General features: G+C 60.8%; 19 protein-coding genes and 1 pseudogene. 12 read left to right on the top strand and 8 right to left on the bottom strand.

Going from position 1 to position 24477, the window contains the following annotated elements; all coding sequences use genetic code 11:
* Positions 1-40: 40 nt before the first annotated feature.
* Positions 41-826: a DeoR/GlpR family DNA-binding transcription regulator gene (locus AD663_RS12565; protein ID WP_053213840.1), complete on the bottom strand. Its 786-nt coding sequence runs from the start codon at positions 824-826 to the stop codon at positions 41-43.
* Positions 827-1137: 311 nt separating this feature from the next.
* Complete coding sequence (locus AD663_RS12560) at positions 1138-1479, bottom strand: hypothetical protein (protein ID WP_003181362.1); 342 nt, start codon at positions 1477-1479, stop codon at positions 1138-1140.
* 151 nt (positions 1480-1630) lie between these two features.
* Between AD663_RS12560 and AD663_RS12555 the strand changes: the two genes are divergently transcribed.
* The gene (locus tag AD663_RS12555) at positions 1631-1867 is read left to right on the top strand and encodes a hypothetical protein (RefSeq protein ID WP_053213839.1); all 237 of its coding nucleotides are present in this window, start codon (positions 1631-1633) and stop codon (positions 1865-1867) included.
* Between the two features lie 137 nt (positions 1868-2004).
* Here AD663_RS12555 and AD663_RS12550 read toward each other — a convergent pair whose 3' ends face one another.
* The 5 genes and pseudogenes from AD663_RS12550 to AD663_RS12530 all read right to left on the bottom strand — a co-directional run bounded on the left by AD663_RS12550 (position 2005) and on the right by AD663_RS12530 (position 6578).
* The gene (locus tag AD663_RS12550) at positions 2005-2451 is read right to left on the bottom strand and encodes a hypothetical protein (RefSeq protein ID WP_053213838.1); all 447 of its coding nucleotides are present in this window, start codon (positions 2449-2451) and stop codon (positions 2005-2007) included.
* Positions 2452-2585: 134 nt separating this feature from the next.
* Positions 2586-3377 (bottom strand): hypothetical protein, encoded by a 792-nt coding sequence (locus AD663_RS12545; protein WP_053213837.1) that lies wholly within the window; start codon positions 3375-3377, stop codon positions 2586-2588.
* Positions 3378-3638: 261 nt separating this feature from the next.
* A pseudogene (locus tag AD663_RS12540) lies at positions 3639-3974 on the bottom strand (DUF2269 family protein); the annotation flags it as partial.
* Positions 3975-3976: 2 nt separating this feature from the next.
* Positions 3977-5104, bottom strand: coding sequence for a saccharopine dehydrogenase family protein (locus tag AD663_RS12535; protein WP_053213836.1), 1128 nt, complete (start codon positions 5102-5104; stop codon positions 3977-3979).
* Positions 5105-5390: 286 nt separating this feature from the next.
* Entirely contained in the window at positions 5391-6578 is a 1188-nt protein-coding gene (locus tag AD663_RS12530) for a XylR family transcriptional regulator (protein ID WP_053213835.1), read from the bottom strand.
* A gap of 155 nt (positions 6579-6733) precedes the next feature.
* On the opposite strand from AD663_RS12530, the gene xylA reads away from it, so the two are divergent.
* The 4 genes from xylA to AD663_RS12510 all read left to right on the top strand — a co-directional run bounded on the left by xylA (position 6734) and on the right by AD663_RS12510 (position 12136).
* Entirely contained in the window at positions 6734-8050 is a 1317-nt protein-coding gene (gene xylA, locus AD663_RS12525; RefSeq protein WP_003181351.1) for a xylose isomerase, read from the top strand.
* 216 nt (positions 8051-8266) lie between these two features.
* Positions 8267-9268 (top strand): D-xylose ABC transporter substrate-binding protein, encoded by a 1002-nt coding sequence (gene xylF / locus AD663_RS12520; protein ID WP_003181349.1) that lies wholly within the window; start codon positions 8267-8269, stop codon positions 9266-9268.
* A gap of 186 nt (positions 9269-9454) precedes the next feature.
* Complete coding sequence (xylG, locus tag AD663_RS12515) at positions 9455-10999, top strand: D-xylose ABC transporter ATP-binding protein (protein WP_003181347.1); 1545 nt, start codon at positions 9455-9457, stop codon at positions 10997-10999.
* The gene (locus AD663_RS12510; protein ID WP_003181345.1) at positions 11000-12136 is read left to right on the top strand and encodes a sugar ABC transporter permease; all 1137 of its coding nucleotides are present in this window, start codon (positions 11000-11002) and stop codon (positions 12134-12136) included.
* 97 nt (positions 12137-12233) lie between these two features.
* Here AD663_RS12510 and AD663_RS12505 read toward each other — a convergent pair whose 3' ends face one another.
* Positions 12234-12509, bottom strand: a complete 276-nt coding sequence (locus tag AD663_RS12505) for a helix-turn-helix transcriptional regulator (RefSeq protein ID WP_053213834.1) — start codon at positions 12507-12509, stop codon at positions 12234-12236.
* 420 nt (positions 12510-12929) lie between these two features.
* Between AD663_RS12505 and AD663_RS12500 the strand changes: the two genes are divergently transcribed.
* The 7 genes from AD663_RS12500 (at position 12930) to AD663_RS12470 (ending at position 24453) form a co-directional block, all read left to right on the top strand.
* Positions 12930-13694 carry an ABC transporter substrate-binding protein gene (locus tag AD663_RS12500; RefSeq protein ID WP_003181343.1) on the top strand — a complete coding sequence of 255 codons (765 nt, stop codon included), beginning with the start codon at positions 12930-12932 and terminating at the stop codon, positions 13692-13694.
* A gap of 207 nt (positions 13695-13901) precedes the next feature.
* Positions 13902-15155 carry a multidrug efflux RND transporter periplasmic adaptor subunit MexE gene (gene mexE, locus AD663_RS12495; RefSeq protein ID WP_003181341.1) on the top strand — a complete coding sequence of 418 codons (1254 nt, stop codon included), beginning with the start codon at positions 13902-13904 and terminating at the stop codon, positions 15153-15155.
* 15 nt (positions 15156-15170) lie between these two features.
* Positions 15171-18350 (top strand): efflux RND transporter permease subunit, encoded by a 3180-nt coding sequence (locus tag AD663_RS12490; RefSeq protein ID WP_053213833.1) that lies wholly within the window; start codon positions 15171-15173, stop codon positions 18348-18350.
* Entirely contained in the window at positions 18347-19768 is a 1422-nt protein-coding gene (locus AD663_RS12485; RefSeq protein ID WP_003181337.1) for an efflux transporter outer membrane subunit, read from the top strand. Before AD663_RS12490 ends, AD663_RS12485 begins: the two co-directional genes overlap by 4 nt.
* Before the next feature lie 317 nt (positions 19769-20085).
* Positions 20086-21141, top strand: a complete 1056-nt coding sequence (locus AD663_RS12480; RefSeq protein ID WP_053213832.1) for a lipopolysaccharide assembly protein LapB — start codon at positions 20086-20088, stop codon at positions 21139-21141.
* Positions 21142-21283: 142 nt separating this feature from the next.
* Entirely contained in the window at positions 21284-22786 is a 1503-nt protein-coding gene (locus AD663_RS12475; RefSeq protein ID WP_003181332.1) for an ATPase domain-containing protein, read from the top strand.
* A complete protein-coding gene (locus AD663_RS12470) occupies positions 22783-24453 on the top strand; it encodes a response regulator (RefSeq protein WP_053213831.1) in 1671 nt (556 codons plus the stop codon). Before AD663_RS12475 ends, AD663_RS12470 begins: the two co-directional genes overlap by 4 nt.
* Positions 24454-24477 lie beyond the last annotated feature (24 nt).

The raw sequence follows: 24477 nt of genomic DNA, 5'->3' as shown, positions 1-24477 counted from the left end.
TTGCCACTGGCGCAGTCGCTCCAACCTGTTGCCACCCGCCCTAAGGCTCTTCAGTGGCCGTCACCACCTGGGAAACCCGGCCGAAGAACGGCTCCAGCCGCTCGTGCGGCGCGTCATGTTCCACCACCAGGGCGGCGACCTCTTCGCACGACGCCACCTGATAATGTGCCACGCTGGACAGCTTCTCATTGGTCACCGCCGCCACCACCTGACCGCTTGCCGCGACGACTGCGCGCTTGAACTCAGCGTCTTCCAGGCCGAAAGCGGTGACGCCGTTGTCCGGATCGATGGCACAAGCGCCGAGAAAGCACAGGTCAAAACTGAATTGCCGAAGCTGCTGAACCGCTGTCAGCCCGATCACACCACCGGCGACCGTGTTCAAGCGGCCTCCCAACAGGATGACTTCGACCCGCGGCAATTTCATCAATTGCACCGCAATCAATGGCGAGTTGGTGGTGACGGTCAGTTGCAGTTGCGGATCAATGGCGCAGGCAATCGCCAGGTTCGTCGAGCCGACATCGATGAACACATGCTGGCCCGCCCGTAGCAACGACGCCGCGGCCTGGCCAAGGCTGCCTTTGCGTGCGGGGTCCTGCCGTACGCGCACTTCCATCGGCCGTTCGGCCGCGGGCAACAGGATCGCGCCGCCATAGACGCGCTTGCACACCCCCGCCGCTGCCAACGCGCCCAGGTCGCGCCGTATCGAATGCTCCGACACGTTGAGTTCGCTGGCCAGGTCGGCCGCTATCACTCGGCCGTAGCGGGCAAGACGCTCGCTGATCAATTGCTGGCGTTCACCGGGAAACGCTTCGTGAGTTGAAGTCATGACTGTACAACCTGCATAAACGAGCACCAATGATCACAAACGCGCAAAATATGCCGATTCTGCAGCGAGGCGTCAAATCTAAACCTTGAAACACTGTGGGAGCGGGCTTGCCCGCGAAGGCGTTGGGTCAGCTGGCATCAGTGCTGAATGTGAAGGCCTCTTCGCGGGCAAGCCCGCTTCTACAAAGGATTATTGATCGGCAGGCTGACCAAGCGGACAAAAAAAACCCCGCCACCGAATACGGTGCGGGGCAAAGAATTGGTTGGTTGCGGCCAACCAAAGGAGCACTGCGAAAAGCGTTTGCGGGCCGGTCAGATGCAGTCTTGGGCGGCGCGCTCAAAACTCGAAGGCAGAAGGTTCGAAGCCAGCAAATGGCGTTCGTAGACGAATACCTTGCCGCCGTTCCCGGCCTTGTAGGCCTCCAGCACGTTGTCCGCCGAGATCTTGCTCGGCACCACGATGCGGTAACTGCGCTGAGTCTGCGAAACCATTGGGTTCAATGCGCTGCCCTGCAATTTCGGAACGACGCAATCAGCATACTGTTCAGGGCTCTTGCTGGTTTGCAAAGTCAGGGTCGGGTCGTTCGGCGCGGAGGCACATCCGGCCAACAGCAACGAGGCAAACGCCATGGGAAGCAAAAATAAAGAGCGCATGGGTTGGGTCCTGAAAATAAAAAAACCGGGTTGCAAGTTCGATGGCGCTGATTTTCCGATGATTGTCGGCAAAGCAGAACTTGCATTTGGTAATGGTCACTATTACTCATAGCAATAGTTGCAAGCTGAGTGAGACTGATGAGGCCTAACCATGAGAACGTTTGATTTGATTCGCGACGCGGTATTGCCCGACTTCCGTGAGCGGGTGGCCGAGTACCTGATCCAGTACGAAAGCGTGCTGTTGAGCAGCACCGAACCCGACCCGGAATTCAAGCGGGCCACAGCTAATCAACTGCGCGGCTATCTACGCGGGCTGAACACCACCCGGGTATTGGGCATGGCTGAGTGGGAGGAACTGGATCGGCGGGTGGTGGACACGTGGCTTTAGACCTGACTTTGATATGTCTGCGTCAGGCTGAGTCCATCAAAGTCCAATGCCTGCACGGGCATCGGACTTTTCTTTTGGAGAAGGCAGAAAACAGCGACCTATGGTGCGGTAATGTTCTCCACTCCAAAGGAGGACGCTTATTTCATTGAGCTGATGTACTGGAAATTCGCGTTTGCTTTCTCGACTGCGGCACGAGCCTCTTCCTTCTGGGCTTCCCCGCCCGCGTAGTAAATACGCATGCCATTCAAATCGAGCGCATCAAACGCGTTTTTGATAATGGCCACGTCCAGAGAACTGGCGGCTCCGATAATCAGGAACCCGCTCTCGCCGGCACTTTTGGCGCTGAGCAGTCCTTGCTTGAGCTGCATTGCGTTAGCGCCTCCACCAGCGGCAATTGCCAGATTATCGGCGATCAAGCCGTGACTGACGATTTTCACGCTAGGCAAGCTCACCGTATTTTGTCCAGCTGGGAGGGTCACTACGTGCGCGTCGGCAGCTTCCCTATAAAGCTGCTGGTCAGTTTTTCCATGTGTTGCACAGCCGGCCAGAGTGGCCAATAACGAAACAACGATCAATGATTTCACTTTATTCTCCTTGTGAACGAGGCGTCCGAGGGGGCGTATGGTAAGAGGCGAGCAGTAAAAGGTCCACTTTGACCGTTCAGGATTTAGGTAGCGATCCGCTCCAACTGTAAAAACTACCTAAACGCCGAAGTGCATCACGCCGGCTGGGGCCCGACACTGGCTTGTGCCCTGTCCACCATCCGCTGCACCCAGGCGGCATCCTGATCATTGACCACGGCATAGCGATCTGGCGCAAAGAACATCCAGTGATGGGCGGCCTCGGCAAGGCGCTTGAGCTCATTGACAGACATCCAGTACGGCGTATTCACCATCGGTATCGGCGGGCCGTCGAAACGTCGGCCCAGTGGGAGGTTGGTACCGGGAGCGAACGCAATCGCCAGTTGCTGGCAGGGTTGCAATTGCTTTTTCGCCTCGGGCATCCGGCCAACCGGTCCGTAGCAGAAGTCGCCCGGATACTCTTCCTTGAATATCAGCCAATGCCCTGCCATCGTCCTGGCCAGGATCCATTGCAACACACCGCTGTCCTGCACGGATTCCAGCTTGCCGTTGGCCCAGCGCAGGAGGGTATTGCAGTCCGGATCAAAGTCGTTTGACCACAGGCTGATGCCGGACACCAGGTCATGCTGCTCAAGCTCGACCACGCCTTGAGCCGGCATGGACTGCCAATAGCGCTTCACCGGGTCGTGCTTGTCCCGCAAAAAATTGCGCAGGCCCCAAAGCATCGTGAAGAGCAACGTGACCACCGCCAGCCAGCCAAAGGACTGCCCGACGATGCCATCCAGATCCAGGCTTGGAGCCAATAGCGCTTGATAAGCCAACAGACCCGGCAGCAACGCGAGGGGCGGCAGAATCGGGCCAAAACACAGCGGCGGCACCAGCACCTCTAGCCAACTGAAACGATGCCCGGCCGCATGCCACCGAGCCATGGCCTGCTCCTGGGGTAGCATCGGCGCCTGGACGCGTGGCCCTATACCAGGATCAGGGGACTGGAAGCGTATATACAGTGCGTGGGGGTCATCGCTCATGGTTCGGCTCAGGTCCTTAAGTCATTGCAGTCGAGCATTGATTCGGCACGTTCTTTTAGCTGGACACGGGTATTACCCGGATTACCAGGCGCTATGTAGACCACGTTTATGCCGAACTCACAGATTCGTCCAACCCCTGCCCCTTTGCTCATGCCAGGCCACGCTCGACGCCATCACGTATAGCCGTTTCTGTAGCACCAGGACTGGAAGCCAGAGCGCGCCCACGCACAAGAAAATAATCAGCGAAGTCGCGACCCATGCCATAGTCAGGGAAAGCCCGGCCAGCTTCATGAGCCAGTAACCGCTGATAATCTGGATGAACCCTGCGGGCGTGGTAATCCAGGTATCGAACTGCACGACCGTCCTTGCCACATGGGCAATTACTTGGGGATTGCCGGTACGACTGGCGGCAATCAAGTAGAGATAGGAACCCATGCCGAAGCCGAACAGGAAAATCGCGGCAATGATATGGATGTATTTCAGGGACAGGTAGAGCATCGTCAACCCGGCTCGCCAGAGAAGTGCACGGACAGGCTGAGGTTCTGCGGATCGTTGATGGCAGCCATGTATTCGTCGACGGTGATTTCACCCACGCAAGCCCGGGCACCAGGTTCGGGCACGTAGCCCTGGGCGATTTTCGCGGCCAAGGCTACGGCTGCGCAGCTGGGGATTTCCGGGCCCTTGTCGTTCAATGCGGTGAGCTGGGCCGTCATGGACAGTGGTTTTTCATCGCCGTCGATGCCATGGACATCGATGTACATCGCGCTCTTGCCATCGCCAAACCGCTCGAACCATAGTCCGCAACGGTGAAGCCTCGCAGCCCAAGGGAAATGGTTGCGCACCATGCCCACCCGCATTGCCTGGGCCAGCAGGTAATTGGCAACGCCCGCCAGCTTCAGGCCCGCGCCGGCCTTGAAGCTCAACGTCTGGGCACCGTAGCGGCTGGCAAAGATATCGAGGTCCGGCACATCGACGTTAGCCAATACCCGCGTGCCCAGGTGCGCCATTCTACGAAGTTTGAGGTCCTGCCATCCCAGGACTTCGTGCACCTGGCCGTCCTTGAGTTGCTTGATCGGTTTGCCCGCGTAGGCCAGTACCCCTTCGATGGTCGACAGCCCAGGCATCTTGGCCGACGAGGAAATGCCATGTTCGATCGATTCAATGCGCATGAAACGATGGCGCTGCTGATCGATGATCGCGGCGGACAGCGTCGGCACGGAACTGCAACCGCTGAGGATCGCCACGCCCGCCTGCCGGGCCCGGGCATCGAGCGCGCCAATGCCAGTGACAAACGCCCTGGAATCAGACAAGTCGCAATAGTTCACACCCGCGTCGATGCAACTCTCGGCAACCGCATAGGACTGCCCCTGGAATGGACCACCGGTATGGATGACCAGCTGGATGTCCAGCGCCTCCAGGACCGTTTTGAACGGTGCCCCCATGGCGTCGCCGCACCAACTTTCACAGACCGTGCCCCACTGGTCTTTCAACTCATCGACCTTGCGCAGCAACTTGTGCGGGTCGCGCCCCGAAATCACCAGGTCCACACCCGGCATCGCCGCCAGATGCCGGCAAACAATGCTGCCAAAATTTCCGTAGCCGCCGACCACCAGCACTCTTAACGCCATTGAGCTCGTCCCTAACAATTCGATCACGCAACCTGCTCATCCGAGACAGGCCTTGGATTACTTCACCGCGTTAATGCTGTTACCGTGAAACTCATACAAAACCTGTGGCGAGGGAGCTTGCTCCCGCTGGGCTGCGAAGCAGCCCCAAACCAGTCACTACGGTTTACCTGATGCACCGCATGTACCGGTTTTACGACGACTGCGCCGCCGAGCGGGAGCAAGCTCCCTCGCCACGAGAGCAATTCGGCGCAGTGTCACTTAAACGAATGCAGCCCGCCACATCGGCTCATTGATTCACTGCAACAGCCCCCTGCTGATACTCCCTCGGCGTACAACCAAACTCCCGACGAAAGACCGTGTGCAGGTACTGGGCCGATTTGAAACCGCAGCCCAGGGCGATATCGGCAATTGGCGCATCCGTATTTTCCAGTCCGCTGGCGGCGGCCGCCAGTTTGAAGCGCAGGATCTCATCGTGAACGCTGCAACCGCGCTCCTTGCGAAAGTGTGATTCCAGCGACGAGCGCGATATCCCCACATACGCGGCCACCTGGGCGGTCTTGATACCTTGGCAGGCGTATTGGCGAATGAACAACAGCGCCTGCATCACATAGGGATTGCCCAACGGTTGGTGCAGGCTCGATACCTGCACGTTGATTGCATCCGGCGGCACCAGAATCTGCCTGCCCGTAGATGGCATGCCGTGCAACATTTGGTGGAGCAGGCGCGCGGCGGTCCGGCCCATGGTTTCGGTGCCTTGGATCACCGAACTCAGCGGCACCCGCGTCAGGCTGCGGGTCAGGGGGTCGTTGTCGATGCCGATCAAGGCCACCTGCTCCGGCACCGCGATTCCGGCGGTCAGGCAGGCTTGCAGCAACTGCCGGGCGCGGGCGTCACTGACGGCGATGATGCCGATGGGTTTGGGCAGGCTTTGCAGCCAGGCGATCTGTTGTTCGACGGCGCTGTCCCAGAGCGGTGCGCTGGTGCCCATGCCACGGTAGACCTCGGCGGGCAGTCCATCGCGTTGCACTAGCCGGCGAAAAGCCTTTTCCCTTTCCTGGGCCCAGCGATTGGCTTGTGCTTCAGGCAGGCTGAAGCAGGCAAAACGGGTCAGCCCGGCCTCGATCAGGTGCTCGTAAGCCAGCTTCATCAGCGCATCGTTATCGGTGGCGACATAGGGAATGCCCTTCGGATAAGCGCGTTCATCCTGATAGGAACCACCCACCGCCACCACGGGCAACTTGATCCCGGCCAGCGCCTCGCCGATCAGCGGGTCATCGAAGTCGGCAATGATCCCGTCGCCCTGCCAGCGCTCGATGCCTTTGAGGCGGCAAAGGAAATCCTCTTCAAGGAACAAGTCCCAAGAGGCGCGCGTGCTGCTCAAGTAGTTGCCGATGCCACTGATGATGCCGCGGTCATAGATCTTACTGCCGTTGAACAACAGTGCGATGCGGTGGACGGGCGGGACGGTCTTCATGGTCGTTTATCCTGGGCCGATCGACACAGACTAGGCGCCGGGCGGGTGAATCTCAATACTCAAAATCGCACTGCGCCTTGGTGATTTTCATAATCAGCGGCGCTGGGGCCGGCGTTAGTATCGAGTCACCGCCAAGAACAATAAGGAAACCGCCCATGCCGTACTTCCCCGGTGTCGACAAGATTCGCTACGAGGGCGCCGCCAGCGCCTCACCCCTTGCCTTCCGCCACTATGACGCCGACAAGCTGATCCTCGGCAAACCCATGCGCGAGCACCTGCGCATGGCGGTCTGCTACTGGCATACCTTTGTCTGGCCGGGTTCGGACGTGTTCGGCGCCGGCACCTTCAAGCGCCCGTGGCAGCGCAGCGGGGACCCGATGGAACTGGCCATCGGCAAGGCCGAAGCGGCCTTCGAGTTCTTCTCCAAACTGGGCATCGATTACTACTGCTTCCACGACACCGACATCGCCCCCGAAGGCAACTCACTGAAGGAGTACCGCAACCACTTCGCGCAGATGGTCGATCATCTGGAGCGCCATCAAGAGCAGACCGGGATCAAATTGTTGTGGGGCACCGCCAACTGCTTCAGTAACCCGCGCTTCGCCGCAGGCGCCGCCAGCAACCCGGACCCGCAGATATTCGCCTGCGCCGCTGCCCAAGTTTTCAGCGCCATGAACGCCACCCAGCGTCTCAAGGGCTCCAACTACGTCCTCTGGGGTGGCCGTGAAGGTTACGAAACCCTGCTCAACACCGACCTCAAGCGTGAGCGCGAGCAACTGGGTCGCTTCATGGCCATGGTGGTCGAACACAAACACAAGATCGGCTTCAAGGGTGATTTGCTGATCGAGCCCAAGCCCCAGGAGCCGACCAAGCACCAATACGATTACGACAGCGCCACGGTGTTCGGTTTCTTGCAACAGTACGGCCTGGAAAAAGAAATCAAGGTCAACATCGAGGCCAACCACGCAACCCTGGCCGGGCACAGCTTCCACCATGAGATCGCCACCGCCGTCTCCCTGGGCATCTTCGGCAGCATCGACGCCAACCGGGGCGACCCGCAGAACGGCTGGGACACCGACCAGTTCCCCAACAGCGTCGAAGAGATGACCCTCGCCACCTACGAGATCCTCAAGGCCGGCGGTTTCACCCATGGTGGATTCAACTTCGATTCCAAGGTTCGGCGCCAGAGCCTGGACGACATCGATCTGTTCCACGGCCACGTCGCCGCCATGGACGTCCTGGCCCTGGCGTTGGAGCGCGCAGCGGCCATGGTGCAGGACGATCAACTGCAAGCATTCAAAGATCGACGCTACGCCGGCTGGCAGCAACCGTTCGGCCAGGCGGTGTTGGCCGGAGAGTTCAGCCTCGCTTCGCTGGCCGAGCATGCCTTTGCCAACGAGTTGAATCCCCAGGCCGTCAGCGGTCGCCAGGAGATGCTGGAAAACGTCGTCAACCGGTTCATCTTCCCCTGACAATAGACTGAGCTGTGGCGAGGGGATTTATCCCGTTGGGCTGCGAAGCAGCCCCCCGGAAAAAACGACCTTGATTTATCTGATTCGCCAAAGTGGGTTGTTACATTCTCGCGACAAATCTCTGCCCACAGCGCTCGGCGACTCTCTACAGTTCTATCCGCACCACGCTCATCGTCAGGCAGTGTCTTTCAAACAACAATAAAAGGACGCACCACCATGAAAAGCTTCAAACGCACCCTGCTCGCCGGCGCCCTCGCCCTGCTCTCGCTTCCGGTCATGGCCGATGCGGCGCACCCGAAAATCGGTTTTTCCATCGATGACCTGCGCCTGGAACGCTGGTCGCGGGACCGTGACTATTTCGTCGCGGCGGCGGAAAAGCTCGACGCTAAGGTCTTCGTCCAGTCGGCCGACGCCAACGAACAGAAACAGATCTCGCAGATCGAAAACCTGATTTCCCGTGGCGTCGATGTGATCGTCATCGTGCCGTTCAACGCCACCGTGCTAACCAACGCCGTCGCCGAGGCGAAGAAGGCCGGAATCAAGGTCGTGTCCTATGACCGCTTGATCCTCAATGCCGATATCGACGCCTACATTTCCTTCGATAACGAGAAGGTCGGCGAGATGCAGGCCAGCGGCGTCCTGAAAGCGGCGCCCAAGGGTAATTACTTCCTGCTCGGCGGCGCGCCCACCGACAACAACGCCAAGGTCCTGCGCGAAGGCCAGATGAAAGTGCTGCAACCGGCCATCGACAAAGGCGATATCAAGATTGTCGGCCAGCAATGGGTCAAGGAATGGAACCCCACCGAAGCCTTGAGCATCGTCGAGAACGCCCTGACCCGGAACAACAACAAGATCGACGGCATCGTCGCCTCCAACGACGCCACCGCCGGCGGCGCCATCCAGGCCCTGGCCGCACAGAAAATGGCCGGCAAGGTGCCGATCTCGGGCCAGGACGCCGACCTGGCGGCGGTCAAGCGAGTGATCGATGGCACCCAGACCATGACCGTCTACAAGCCGCTGAAACTGATCGCCTCCGAAGCCGCCAAGCTTTCAGTGCAACTGGCGCGCAACGAGAAACCTGCCTTCAGCTCGCAATACGACAATGGCAGCAAAAAAGTCGACACCATCCTGCTCACGCCTACCCCGCTGACCAAGGACAACATCGACCTGCTGGAAAAGGACGGGTTCTACACCAAGGCACAGATCGCCGGGCAGTGACCTCTGTGGGAGCGGGCTTGCTCGCGAAAGCGGTGGGACAGTCAATATCAGTCAGGCTGACCCACCGCATTCGCGAGCAAGCCCGCTCCCACAAGAACCTGCTTAACTCTGGCATTTAGGGTGAGCCTGGCCCTACGGCTGTTCCCACCTGCTTACGTTTGAGCCCCTTTTCACGAGCCCTTCGCCATGTCCGACTACCTGCTGCAAATGAACGGCATCGTCAAAACCTTTGGCGGTGTCAAAGCCCTGAACGGCATCGACATCAAGGTCAGGCCAGGGGAATGCGTCGGCCTTTGCGGCGAGAACGGCGCGGGCAAATCCACCCTGATGAAAGTCCTGTCGGCGGTCTATCCCTACGGCACCTGGGACGGTGAAATTCTCTGGGACGGCCAGCCGCTCAAGGCACAATCGATCAGTGAAACGGAAGCCGCCGGGATCGTCATCATCCATCAGGAACTCACCCTCGTCCCCGACCTGTCGGTGGCGGAAAACATTTTCATGGGCCACGAGCTGACACTGCCCGGCGGGCGCATGAACTACCCGGCCATGATCCACCGGGCCGAAGCGCTGATGCGCGAACTCAAGGTCCCCGACATGAACGTGTCGCTGCCGGTTTCGCAGTACGGCGGTGGCTACCAGCAACTGGTGGAAATCGCCAAGGCGCTGAACAAACAAGCGCGCCTGCTGATTCTCGATGAGCCGTCCTCGGCCCTGACCCGTTCGGAGATCGAGGTGCTGCTGGACATCATCCGCGACCTCAAGGCCAAGGGCGTCGCCTGCGTCTATATCTCCCACAAGCTCGATGAAGTGGCCGCCGTGTGCGACACCATTTCAGTGATCCGCGACGGCAAACACATCGCCACCACCGCCATGAGCGACATGGACATCCCGAAGATCATCACGCAGATGGTCGGACGGGAGATGAGCAACCTCTACCCCACCGAACCCCATGACGTCGGCGAGGTGATTTTCGAGGCCCGCCACTTCACCTGCTACGACGTTGACAACCCCAAGCGCAAACGGGTCGACGACATTTCCTTCGTCCTCAAGCGCGGGGAAATCCTCGGTATCGCCGGGCTGGTCGGCGCCGGTCGTACCGAACTGGTGTCGGCACTGTTCGGCGCCTATCCCGGCCGCTATGAAGGTGAAGTCTGGCTGGAAGATCAACAGGTCGACACGCGCACACCGCTCAAGTCCATCCGCGCCGGCCTGTGCATGGTCCCCGAGGACCGCAAGCGCCAGGGCATCATCCCGGACCTGGGAGTGGGCCAGAACATCACCCTGGCAGTGCTGGACAATTACTCGAAGATGACCCGCATCGATGCCGAAGCCGAGCTGGGCAGCATTGATCGGGAAATCTCGCGCATGCACCTCAAGACGGCGAGCCCGTTCCTGCCGATCACCAGCCTCTCGGGTGGCAACCAACAAAAAGCCGTGCTGGCGAAGATGCTATTGACCAAACCCCGCGTGTTGATCCTCGACGAGCCGACTCGCGGCGTGGACGTCGGCGCCAAATACGAGATCTACAAGCTGATGGGCGCGCTGGCGGTCGAAGGCGTGTCGATCATCATGGTGTCCTCGGAGCTGGCCGAAGTGCTGGGGGTTTCCGACCGGGTCCTGGTGATCGGCGAAGGTCAACTGCGCGGCGATTTCATCAACCAAGAACTCACCCAGGAACAGGTGCTCGCCGCCGCGCTCAGCCATAACAATAATGATCGGAAGTCCGCGTAGATGAATCAGGTCAAACAACTCTTTTCCCGCTACAAAATGCTCGCCCTGGTGATTGCCGTGGCGGTGATCTGGCTGTTCTTCAGTTGGCAGACCGACGGCGGATTCGTGACCCCGCGCAACCTCTCCAACCTGCTGCGGCAGATGTCCATCACCGGGATCCTTGCCTGCGGCATGGTGCTGGTGATCATCAGCGGCGAGATCGATTTATCCGTGGGTTCATTGCTCGGGCTGCTCGGCGGCCTGGCGGCAATCCTGGACGTGGTCTATCACATTCCCCTCCTGGCAAACCTGAGCCTGGTGGCCTTGTGCGGCTTGATGATTGGCCTGTGCAACGGCTACATGACCGCCTACTTGCGCATCCCCTCGTTCATTGTCGGCCTGGGCGGCATGCTCGCCTTTCGCGGCATCCTGCTGGGCGTGACCGGCGGCACCACCATTGCGCCGGTATCACCGGAACTGGTCTATGTCGGCCAAGGTTACTTGCCACATACCGTGGGCACCGGGCTCGGCATCCTGCTGTTCGCCCTGACCCTTTTCCTGACCTGGAAGCAACGACGCAATCGTGCCCTGCATGGCCTCGCGGCCCACTCACTGGTGCGTGACGTATTGCGCGTGGTGTTGATCGGCGCGGTACTGGCCGGGTTCGTCTACACCCTCAACAGCTACGACGGCATCCCCGTGCCGGTGCTGCTCCTGCTGATCCTGCTGGGCGTGTTCAGCTACGTCACCAGCCAGACCGTGTTCGGCCGCCGGGTCTATTCGGTGGGCAGCAACATGGAAGCCACGCGCCTGTCCGGCATCAACGTGCAGGCGGTGAAGCTGTGGATCTTCGGCATCATGGGCGTGATGTGCGCCCTCGCCGGCATGGTCAATACCGCGCGCCTGGCCGCCGGCTCACCCTCGGCCGGCAACATGGGCGAACTCGACGCCATCGCCGCCTGCTTCATCGGCGGCACTTCCATGCGCGGCGGTTCCGGCACCGTCTACGGCGCGCTCCTCGGCGCGCTGGTCATCACCAGCCTGGACAACGGCATGTCCATGCTCGACGTGGATAGCTACTGGCAGATGATCGTCAAGGGCAGCATCCTGGTGTTGGCGGTGTGGGTGGATGTGAGTACGCGCACGGGGCGACGTTGACTGGCATACCCCATCAGCCTTCAAAAGATGGCCTGTCCAGGCCGGTCCAGGTCAGGCGCGCGCCCATATTTCCCTTCTCCCTATGTTGTTAAGGCAATCACTCCCGTTGCCCCATATCGCCCGCCCGCTCCCCTTCCCCGGTCGCCAGCCACACCTCACTGACACTCAGCAAGCGCGCCAGCTGTGCTATCCGCAACCGGGGAATGCCTCGCGCACTCCAGTTCGTCAGGCACTGCGGGCTGATACCGAGCAACTCGGCAAAAGCCACAGGGGCAATGCCATATTCTTCCAGGGTCGCCTTCAAGCGTTGTCCGCAATCCCGACGCGCGCTTGAATGCGGGTGACCTTGATGTTCGCCCCAAGCGTTGTTCATCGTTGCTGTCCTGCATCCTGCTTTTACGCTTCGCAGGACCAAGGTAAGCAATGTCGCGGGACGCTGGCTAGGTTTAGATAGAGGGCCAGACGCATAAAAAGAGCGGACTGACAGATAACAGGCTGGGCGCTGACAGACGGTGCCTACAATGGGGATCGGCGACCGTTGCACGCCCTCGGTTCAGTAACCTGGAAACCGTTGTCGAAATGCAAAATTCAAGGTTTATGTCGACCGGATGATCTATCGTCAGGTAAACGTGACCGGCCCAAGACAGTCGCTTGGCGTGTCTCGATAAAAATGATCGTGGCGAACCGGTATCGGTTCTGCGCATCACATGAGAAGCCGGCCTTCAGATGCGGCTTCCAGCGCCAAGCACACGTGCCGAGGCGCATCACCTTTCAATGCCTGAAGTCATCGTTCATGAGCTCGACCGCACGCGTTTCGAATCGTCCCGGCTCTGCGCTTTGCAGGCTTTGTCTATTGCTGCCACTGCTGGTAGTGCAGTGCGCGTGGAGCGAACCCACGGTAGTTGAACTGCACATTCTGGACGCGCCTCCGCTGACATTCGTCAACGATCCAAGGGGTTACGGCATCGTTGGCGACGTCGCCGTGGCGGCTATCACCCAGGCTGGGTATGCCGTGAAGATCCATGTGCTTCCCTGGGCCAGGGCTCAAAAACATGTCAGTGAAGAGCATGACTTCTTGATCGCGCCCTTGTCGCGCCTACCTGGCCGCGAAAGCCACTTCACCTGGATCGCGTCGATCATGCCCATGGAGCGAGCGTTCTTCAGCCTGGAGCGGCAGGTGGACAGCTTTGCCCAAGCCAGGGAAACCTACCGCAAGATTGGCGTCGGCCTGGGCAGCGCCCAGGAGGAAATCCTGCGCACCGAAGGGTTCAGCAACGAGCAGATCTATCCCCTGGCCATCGGCGACAACCCCGCGCAATTGCTGCTGATGGGTCGCATCGATGCTTGGTTCAACGGCGTTCCGGAGAGCCGCTACATCTGGCCGAAGGTGTCCAAGCGCAAGCTGCTCATGAGCCCGGTGGGCAGCAGTGCCGATCTCTACTTGGCGTGCTCGAGGCAATGCTCGCCCACATTGGTCAAGGATTTGCGTGAAGCTATTGACGCCCTACGCGCGAGCGGCGAACTTAAGCGCATCCGCACCGTCTACCTGCCGGAATAGATTTTTCACCGATAAAGGCTTGGCCGATTTGACACCTGTGGTTTATCGACCAGAATGATAGCCACCTAACGAAAAGCCCCGTACTAGGGGGCTCGTCGATGGCTTATATCATTCCGAATGATAGTTACCTTTACTTCATTCGATTCGTTCCTCTGCGTTGCGCCACGCATCATCCGCCCATTCTCAATACATTGGCGGATGCTATCCATGGAACATTCACTTTCAAAATTGCGTTTTCCCCTCGCGCTGCTGGCGGTGCTGGTGATGAGCGCTTGCGGCAAGACTCCCGACACGGCAGCGTCCATGCCGCCTGCCAAAGTCAGTGTCGCCAAGGTGCTGGAGCAGCCGGTTAACGAATGGGATGAATTCACCGGGCGCCTCGAAGCGCCGGAAACCGTCGAGATTCGCCCGAGGGTTTCCGGGCAGATCGACGAAGTGGCCTTCACCGAGGGTGCGCTGGTCAAGAAAGGCGACCTGCTGTTCCAGATCGACCCACGCCCGTTCCAGGCTGAAGTGCGTCGTCTCGAAGCCCAACTGGCCCAGGCCCGCGCCACCGCCACCCGCAGCGAAAACGAAGCCCAGCGTGGTGAGCGCCTGCGTCAGAGCAATGCCATTTCCGCCGAGTTGGCGGATTCGCGCACCAGCGCCGCCCAGGAAGCCCGCGCCGCCGCTGCCGCCATCCAGGCACAACTGGACCTGGCGAAACTGAACCTGAGCTTCACCCGCGTCACCTCGCCCATCAATGGTCGCGTCAGCCGGGCGGAAATCACCGCCGGCAACCTGGTGACCGCCGACGTCACGCCCCTGACCAGCGTCGTCTCGACCGACAAGGTCTACGCCTACTTTGATGCCGATGAGCGCGTCTTCCTCAAATACACCCAACTCGCCCGCCAGGGCCAGCGCGGCCAGGCCACGCCGGTGTATATGGGCCTGTCCAACGAAGACGGCAATCCTCACCAGGGCCAGATGAACTTCATCGACAACCAGGTCAACCCGCAAACCGGCACCATCCGTGGTCGCGCGGTATTCGACAACAAGGACGGCGCCTACACCCCAGGTTTGTATGCCCGCTTGAAGCTGGTCGGCAGCGGCACTTATTCCGCCGTGTTGATCAACGACGAAGCCGTGGGCACCGACCTGGGCAAGAAATTCGTGCTGGTGATGGATGCCGAGAACAAACCGGCCTACCGCGCCGTCGAGCTGGGGCCGAAGATCGAAGGCCTGCGCATCGTGCGCAGCGGTTTGAGCAAGGACGACACCATCATCGTCAAGGGGCTGCAACGGGCTCGTCCGGGTTCACCGGTCACGCCTGAAACCATTCCGATGGCCAGCGACGAAACCATTGCCGCCCTGGCTCAACAACGTAAAGCGCTCGAAGCCAGCAACCTGTCCCAAGGCGCGCCTTCCAAGGCAGCGTCCGGATCGGCAGGCAAGCTGGCCGCTGCGACCCCACGCGGTTAAGGGACTGAATCCAAGATGAAATTTTCCCAGTTCTTCATTTCGCGGCCGATCTTCGCAGCGGTGCTTTCGCTGCTGATCCTGATCGCCGGCGCCATCTCGCTGTTCCAGTTGCCGATCAGCGAATACCCGGAAGTCGTACCGCCCACCGTGGTGGTACGCGCCAACTTCCCGGGTGCCAACCCCAAGGTGATCGGTGAAACCGTGGCCGCGCCCCTGGAGCAAGCCATCACCGGTGTCGAGAACATGCTGTACATGTCCTCGCAGTCCACCGCTGACGGCAAGATCACCCTGACCATCACCTTTGCCCTGGGCACCGACCTGGACAACGCCCAGGTGCAGGTGCAGAACCGCGTCACCCGCACCGAGCCCAAGCTGCCGGAAGAAGTGACCCGGATCGGTATCACGGTGGACAAGGCCTCGCCCGACCTGACCATGGTCGTGCACTTGACCTCGCCGGACCAGCGCTACGACATGCTCTACCTGTCCAACTACGCCCTGCTCAACATCAAGGATGAGCTGGCGCGCCTGGGTGGCGTGGGTGATGTGCAGCTGTTCGGCATGGGTGACTATTCGCTGCGGGTCTGGCTCGATCCGAACAAGACCGCCTCGCGCAACCTGACCGCCACCGATGTGGTCACGGCGATTCGTGAACAGAACCGCCAGGTCGCCGCCGGTGCCCTGGGTGCGCCGCCAGCACCGAATGCCCAGGCCTTCCAGCTCTCGATCAACACCCAGGGCCGCCTGGTCAATGAGGAAGAGTTCGAGAACATCATCATTCGTTCCGGCGCCAACGGTGAGATCACTCGCCTGAAGGACATCGCTCGGGTCGAGTTGGGTTCGAGCCAATACGCCCTGCGCTCCCTGCTGGACAACCAGCCGGCAGTCGCGATCCCGATCTTCCAGCGCCCAGGCTCCAACGCCATCCAAATCTCCAACGACGTGCGCGCCAAGATGGAGGAGCTTAAGAAAGGCTTCCCGGCCGGCATGGACTACAGCATCGTCTACGACCCGACGATCTTCGTGCGCGGCTCCATCGAAGCGGTGGTCCACACCCTGTTCGAAGCACTGATTCTCGTGGTGCTGGTGGTGATCCTGTTCCTGCAGACCTGGCGCGCCTCGATCATTCCGTTGGTGGCGGTGCCTGTGTCGCTGATCGGTACCTTCGCCGTGATGCACCTGTTCGGCTTCTCGTTGAACGCCCTGTCACTGTTCGGCCTGGTACTGGCGATCGGTATCGTGGTGGACGACGCCATCGTGGTGGTGGAGAACGTCGAACGTAACATCGAGCTGGGGCTCACCCCGGTGGAAGCCACCAAGCGCGCCATGAGCGAAGTGACCGGTCCGATCATCGCCACCGCCCTGGTGCTGTGCGCGGTGTTCATTCCGGCGGCATTCATCAGTGGCTTGACCGGGCAGTTCTATAAACAGTTCGCCCTGACCATTGCCATCTCGACGGTGATCTCGGCGGTCAACTCCCTGACGCTGTCGCCGGCCCTGGCCGCCGTATTGCTCAAGAGCCACGACGCACCCAAGGACCGTTTCTCGAAGTTCCTCGACAAGATCTTCGGTGGCTGGCTGTTCCGGCCGTTCAATCGGTTCTTCGAACGTGCCAGCCACGGCTATGTGGGCACCGTTGGCCGCGTGATCCGTAGCAGCGGCATCGCCCTGTTGCTCTACGCAGGCCTGATGGTGTTGACCTTCTTTGGCTTCTCCAACACGCCGACCGGCTTCGTGCCTGGCCAGGACAAGCAATACCTGGTGGCTTTCGCCCAACTGCCGGACGCCGCGAGCCTGGACCGTACCGAAGACGTGATCAAGCGCATGTCCGAGCTGGCCCTCAAGCAACCGGGCGTACAAAGCGCGGTGGCCTTCCCTGGCCTGTCGATCAACGGTTTCACCAACAGCCCGAACGCCGGCATCGTGTTCGTGACCCTCAAGCCGTTTGAGGAGCGCAAGGACCCGAGCATGTCGGCCGGCGCCATTGCCGGTGCCTTGAACGGCCAGTACTCGCAGATCCAGGAAGCCTACATGGCGATCTTCCCGCCGCCGCCGGTACAGGGCCTGGGCACGATCGGTGGTTTCCGCCTGCAAATCGAAGACCGGGGCAACCTGGGCTACGACGAGCTGTACAAAGAAACCATGAACATCATCACCAAGAGCCGCAGCGTGCCGGAACTGGCCGGCCTGTTCACCAGCTACACGGTGAACGTGCCCCAGGTCGATGCCGCCATCGACCGTGAAAAAGCCAAGACCCACGGCGTGGCTGTCAGCGACATCTTCGACACCCTGCAGATCTACCTGGGTTCGCTGTATGCCAACGACTTCAACCGCTTCGGCCGTACCTACCAGGTCAACGTCCAGGCCGAGCAGCAGTTCCGTCTCGAGTCGGACCAGATCGGCCAGCTCAAGGTGCGTAACAACCGTGGCGAGATGATCCCGCTGGCGACCTTCATCAAGGTCAGCGACACCTCCGGGCCGGACCGTGTGATGCACTACAACGGCTTCATCACCGCTGAAATCAACGGTGCCGCTGCCCCGGGCTACAGCTCCGGCCAGGCAGAGAAAGCCATCGAGAAACTGCTCAAGGATGAACTGCCCAACGGCATGACCTACGAGTGGACCGACCTGACCTACCAGCAGATCCTCTCGGGCAACACTGCGCTGTTCGTGTTCCCGCTCTGCGTACTGCTGGCGTTCCTGGTACTCGCGGCGCAATACGAAAGCTGGAGCCTGCCATTGGCGGTGATCCTGATCGTACCGATGACCCTGCTGTCGGCGATTACCGGGGTGATCCTGTCCGGTGGCGACAACAACATCTTTACCCAGATCGGCTTGATCGTGCTCGTGGGGCTTGCCTGCAAGAACGCCATTCTGATCGTCGAGTTCGCCAAGGATAAGCAGCTCGAGGGCATGAACCCACTGGCTGCCGTGCTGGAGGCTTGCCGCCTGCGTCTGCGGCCGATCCTGATGACCTCCTTCGCCTTCATCATGGGCGTGGTGCCCCTGGTGTTCTCCAGTGGTGCCGGTGCTGAAATGCGTCACGCCATGGGTGTGGCGGTGTTCTCCGGGATGCTTGGCGTGACGTTCTTCGGCCTGCTGCTGACCCCCGTGTTCTATGTACTGATCCGCAACTTCGTCGAGCGCAGTGAGGCCCGTAAAGCGGCCCGGGCTTTGAAACTGGAGGCGCAACAATGAGTTTGAAAGCGTTCGTGCCGAGCTTGCTGGTCCTGGCGTTGAGCGCCTGCGCCGTGGGCCCGGACTACAAGGCACCGCAAACGGAGGCGGCGAACATCACCACCGCCACCGACGGCACCGCCGGCCAGAAGAATTTCGACCGAGCCCGTTTCGAAGGCATCTGGTGGCAGCAATTCGACGACCCGACCCTCAACGCGTTGGTAACCCGATCCCTGGAAGGCAACCGTGAGTTGCGCGTGGCCTTCGCTCGCTTGCGGGCCGCACGGGCGATTCGCGATGACGCCAGCAATGACGCCATGCCGACCATCACCAGCCGCGCCAGCAGCAACCTGGGCAAAGGCCAGATTCCAGGGCAAACCACCGACCGGGTCAACACCGAGCGCTACGATCTGGGCCTGGACATGGCCTGGGAGCTGGACCTGTTCGGGCGCATCCAGCGCAACCTGGAAGCCACCGACGCCGACCAGCAGGCTGCTGAAGCCGACCTCTATCAGTTGCAGGTGACGATGATCGCCGAACTGGTGGATGCCTACGGCCAACTGCGCGGCGCCCAGCTGCGGGAAAAAATTGCCCTGGCCAACCTGAAGAACCAGCAGGACTCGCGCAAGATCACCGAAAGCCTGCGTGATGCCGGCGTCGGCGACCAGCTCGACGTGGTGCGCGCCGATGCCCGCCTGGCCTCGGTGGAAGCCAGCGTGCCGCAACTGCAGGCCGAGCAGGTGCGTCAGCGCAATCGTATCGCCACGCTGCTGGGTGAGCGTCCCGACAAGCTGAGCGTGGACCTGAGCCCCAAACAGTTGCCAGCCATCGCCAAGGCCCTGCCTATCGGCGACCCGGGTGAGCTGCTGCAACGTCGTCCGGACATTCTCAGCGCCGAACGCCAACTGGCCGCTGCCACGGCGCGTATCGGCGTAGCCAAGGCCGACCTGTTTCCCCGGGTCAGCCTGAGCGGTTTCCTGGGCTTCACCGCCGGACGTGGTTCACAGATCGGTTCCTCGGCCGCCAACGCCTGGGCGCTGGGCCCGAGCATTACCTGGGCGGCTTTCGACCTGGGCAGCGTGCGGGCTCGCTTGCGCGGTGCCAGTGCCGAGGCCGACGGCGCCCTGGCGACCTACGAACAGCAAGTGTTGCTGGCCCTGGAAGAGTCGGAAAATGCTTTCAGCGACTACGGCAAGCGCCAACAACGCCTGATTTCGTTGATCCGCCAGAGCGAATCGAGCCGTGCCGCCGCCGACCTGGCCGAGATTCGCTACCGCGAAGGCACCGTGGACTTCCTCGTGCTGCTCGACGCCCAGCGTGAACGCCTGGCCGCCGAAGACACCCAGGCCCAGGCCGAAGTCGACCTGTACCGCGGCATTGTCGCGATCTACAAGGCCCTGGGCGGTGGCTGGAAACCGGAAACCGTCGCCAGCAACTGACCTTCGCAGCTCAACCGAGCTCCTTTGGTTGGCCGCAACCAGCCAAATTTCTTGCCCCGCGCCCGTATTCGGACGCGGGGCTTTTTTTGTCCGGCTGTGGTCCATGACGGCTACCTTGGGATATTGAGTTGCTCTATTGTGGGAGCGGGCTTGCTCGCGAAGGCGTCCGGTCATCTTCATAAGATGTCGAAGCTACAGACGTCTTCGCGAGCAAGCCCGCTCCCACAGGGCAAATGAACACCCCTAGAAGGTTTGACTCAAGCTTCCACCTGACCGAAGCTTGCGACACTTCACGCTTCTGGTTATGGATTGCCTGCATGCCCTCGCCTCGCCGCTATCTGCTTCTCAGCCTGTCCGTCCTGTTGATGATTGGTCTTGTCGCGGTATGGCTACGCAGTACCACTCCACAAATCCCGGAGGCCATCAAGCGTGGCTACAGTGAAGCCCTAGAAAAGGCCCGCAATGGCCAACCAGGGGCCGCGCGGGTGCTTTATCAGCAACTGGGCAGGCCGGACCTGTCGCCCAAGCGCCGCGTCTGGCTGCACGCCGAACTGCCCAACTACCCGAGCCCGCTAGCCTTGAAACTGGCGGAGGCCGATCTGCACAGTGAATCGCCCGATGTGCGCCGTGCCGCCATCGGCAGCATTGTCGGGCTGGTGCCAACCGGCCAGCGCGCCCTGTTGCTCGGACCGCTGCTGGACGACAATGACCAGGCCGTCCGGTTCGCCACCGTAAACGCGTTGCTGGGCTTGTCTCCCGATGACCTTGGCTTGTATTTCGGGCCGATGCAGAGTGCCATCGACGCGTGGGAACAGGTGCTCGGGGACGGTCCGCCAAGCGCCGAGTCGCATTACCAGCTCGCCCGCCTGCACCTGCACAACGCCGAATTGAAAAAAGCCCAACTGGCACTCGAACAGGCTTTGCACCTGCAACCGGACAACCTGCCGGCGCTGGTCATGCAGATCGAAGTGCTGGACAAACAGGGCCAAGGCGAAGCCGCGCGGCAATTGCTCGCCCGGCAATTGCAGGCCCAGCCCGCATCGGCTTATCTGCAACATGCGTTGGGCATGTGGCTGCTGCAGCATGGCCAGAGCGAGTACGCGGTGCTCGGCCTGGCAAAAGCCGTGGAACTTGAGCCAGATAATCGACACTACCGTTATGACCTGGCAACCACGCTGCATGCCGAGCAGGAAGTGGAAGCCGCGCAGAAACAGCTCCAGGAAATCGTCCAGCGCTACCCCGCCGACCGCAAGGCGCGGGTGCTGTTGATCAGCTACTGGAAGGAGACTGGGCAGTTGCAGAATGTGCAGATCCTGTTGGCGCAACTTGAACAGCTCAACCCCGACGATCCGGCCTTGCAACAGGGTTTATAGACCTTCTCGAAGTTGTGCGGCACTGCGCGTTTTGTAAAAGGAAGCGGAACCGCCACCACCGCCGAAGGTCAAGTGATCAGGCAGTTCATTTCAGGCGTTACCCCGCCTGCTGCCCACTTCCCTAGTCATGAGAGGGCTATTTTTGTCTACATCAAACGAGTTGATCAGTGCAAAAGCCGCCATCGGTATCGAAGGATTGGATGACATCCTTTCCGGTGGTCTGTCCCGCGGCCACGTGTTCCTGCTGGAAGGGGAACCGGGCACCGGTAAAACCACGGTCGCGCTGCATTTTCTACTGGCCGGTTCCCAGGCTGGCGAGCGCTCGTTGTACATCACGCTATCGGAAACCGAGCGTGAGCTGCGCCAAGGCGCTGCCTCCCACGGGTGGACGCTGGACGATAACATCCATATTTTCGAGCTGACCCCGCCCGAGAGCCTGCTCAATGCCGAGCATCAGCAAAGCTTGCTGTATTCCTCGGACCTGGAGCTGGGCGAAGCGACCCGGCAGATTTTTGAAGTGGTCGAGCGGTTCAAGCCGACCCGGGTGGTGCTCGACAGCCTGTCGGAGATCCGCCTGCTGGCGCAAAGCTCCCTGCGCTACCGCCGCCAGATCCTGGCGATCAAGCATTACTTCGTGCGCTACGACGCCACCGTCCTGCTGCTTGACGACCTGACCACCGAATCCCTCGACAAGACCGTGCACAGCGTGGCCCACGGGGTGATCCGCCTGGAAGAGCTGACCCCCAACTACGGCGCCGAGCGGCGACGGATCCGGGTGGTCAAGTATCGCGGGCAGAAATACCGCGGTGGCTACCATGACTTCACCATCATGGGCGACGGGGTTCATGTCTTTCCGCGCCTGGTGGCCGCCGAACACCGCGGTCAATATTTGCGCCAGCAACTGTCCAGTGGCATCGGGGAAATGGACGCCCTGCTGGGTGGCGGTATCGAGACCGGTTCCAGCACCTTGATCCTGGGCCCTGCCGGTACCGGCAAATCGTTGATCTCGATGATCTTCGCGGCCGCCGCGGTGCATCGCGGTGAAAAGGCCGCGCTGTTCATCTTCGATGAAGAGTTGGGCTTGTTGTTCGAGCGCATGAAAAACATCGGTATTGACCTGCCGGCACTGCAGCGAACCGGCAACCTGCTGATTGAACAGGTGGATGCCGCCGAACTGTCCCCCGGCGAGTTTTCCCACCGGGTGCGCCGTTGTGTCGATGAAGGCGATATCAAGACAGTGGTTATCGACAGCATCAACGGCTACCAGGCGGCCATGCCAGAGGAAAACGCCTTGGTCCTGCATATGCACGAGCTGTTGCTCTACCTCAACCGCAAGGGCGCGGCGACTTTCATGACCGTTGCCCAGCATGGCCTGGTCGGCGACATGCAAGCGCCCGTGGATATTACTTACCTGGCCGACACGGTGATTCTGTTGCGTTATTTCGAGGCATTGGGCAAGGTTCGCCGGGCGATATCAATCATCAAGAAACGCACCGGCAGCCACGAATCCACCATTCGCGAATACCGCATCAGCAGCCAGGGCATGACCATAGGCGAACCGCTTGAGGCATTCCAAGGCGTGTTGCGGGGAGTGCCCAACTACATGGGAGCGGACAATCCGTTGCTCAAGGATGATCTACAGTGACGCTGGCCCAGCCACTGTCCGAGCGAGCGCTGATCCTTGCGCCGCTGGGACGGGACAGCCAGATTGCCCTCCAGATACTCAACGAGGCCGGTTTTGCCGGCCTCGTCTGCCGCCACTTGGGTCATTTGTGCGAAGAACTGGAGCAAGGCGCCGGGCTGCTGGTGGTCGCCTCCGAAGCGTTGTCGGGGCCGGACATGGAAACGCTGTTCAACCAGATTGAACAGCAACCGGCCTGGTCCGACCTGCCCATCGTCCTGCTGACACACCATGGCGGGCCGGAACAGAACCCGGCGGCGCGCATCGGCTCGCAGTTGGGCAACGTGACCTTCCTGGAGCGACCGTTCCATCCGGTGACCCTGGTCAGCCTGGTGACCACCGCCTTGCGCGGCCGTCGAAGGCAGTACGAAGCCCGGGATCGCCTGATCGACCTCAGCAACAGTGAGCTGCGCCTGCAAAACACCCTGGAGACCCTCGAACAGCAAGTGGAAGAGCGTACCGCTCAATTGCGTCACAACGAGGAAGCCTTGCGCCAGTCGCAGAAAATGGAAGCGGTCGGCCAGCTCACTGGCGGCATCGCCCATGACTTCAACAACATGCTCACCGGTATCATCGGCAGCCTGGAACTGCTGCGCCGGCGTCTGGCACGTGGTCGCATCGAGGATCTCGACAGCCTGATCGACCTGGGCGTGACCTCAGCCAACCGCGCCGCCGGGCTGACCCATCGCCTGCTGGCGTTCTCCAGGCGCCAATCGCTCGACTCCAAGGCCGTGCAAATGAACACCCTGGTGCTGTCCATGGGCGAACTGTTGCAACGCAGCCTGAACGAAAGCATCCGCCTGGACATGCAGCTGGACGAGCAGCTCTGGATTGCCGAAGCCGATCCCAACCAACTGGAAAGCGCCCTGCTCAACCTGGTGCTCAATGCCCGGGACGCAATGCCCAACGGCGGCAAGCTGGTGGTCCAGACGTTCAACCGGTACCTGGACTCGCACGTCACCGACGCCTACACCAACCTGGAGCCCGGCGACTATGTGGTCTTGAGTGTGCAAGACACCGGCTGCGGCATGCCCGAAGCGGTCATCAATCGCGCGTTCGATCCGTTCTTCACCACCAAACCCATCGGCCAGGGCACTGGGCTGGGGCTGTCGATGATCTACGGGTTCAGCAAGCAGTCGCGTGGTCACGTCACCATCGAGAGCGAGGTCGACAAAGGCACCACGGTCAATCTCTACCTGCCACGCTTCGTCGGCGAGGAAATACACGAACCCCAAGTCGACTCCCACCATGCGCCTTATGCCCAGGACGGCGAGACAGTGCTGATCGTCGAAGACGATCCAGCGGTGCGGGTATTGGTCAGCGCGGTGCTCAGCGAGCTTGGCTATACCTTTGTCGAGGCTGCCGATGCCGATGGCGCGGTGCCCATCCTGCAATCGGGGCAACGCATCGACTTGTTGATCAGTGACGTCGGCCTGCCAGGCATGAATGGGCGGCAACTGGCGGAAATCGGTCGGCAGATCCGTCCGGACCTGCGGGTGTTGTTCATCACCGGCTATGCCGAACATGCCGCAGTCCGCGGCGGCTTCCTCGACCCGGGCATGCAGATGATCACCAAGCCGTTTACCTTCGACCTGCTGACCGCCAAGGTGCGGGAAATGATCGGGGCATGAAGTAGAAGCGCCTCGCGGTGTGCG

The organism is Pseudomonas sp. Q12-87 (genome assembly GCF_001269755.1).
Taxonomy (GTDB): domain Bacteria; phylum Pseudomonadota; class Gammaproteobacteria; order Pseudomonadales; family Pseudomonadaceae; genus Aquipseudomonas; species Aquipseudomonas fluorescens_S.
Note: the sequence above shows the minus strand (reverse complement) of the source record. Positions and strands in the feature narration are given on the sequence as shown.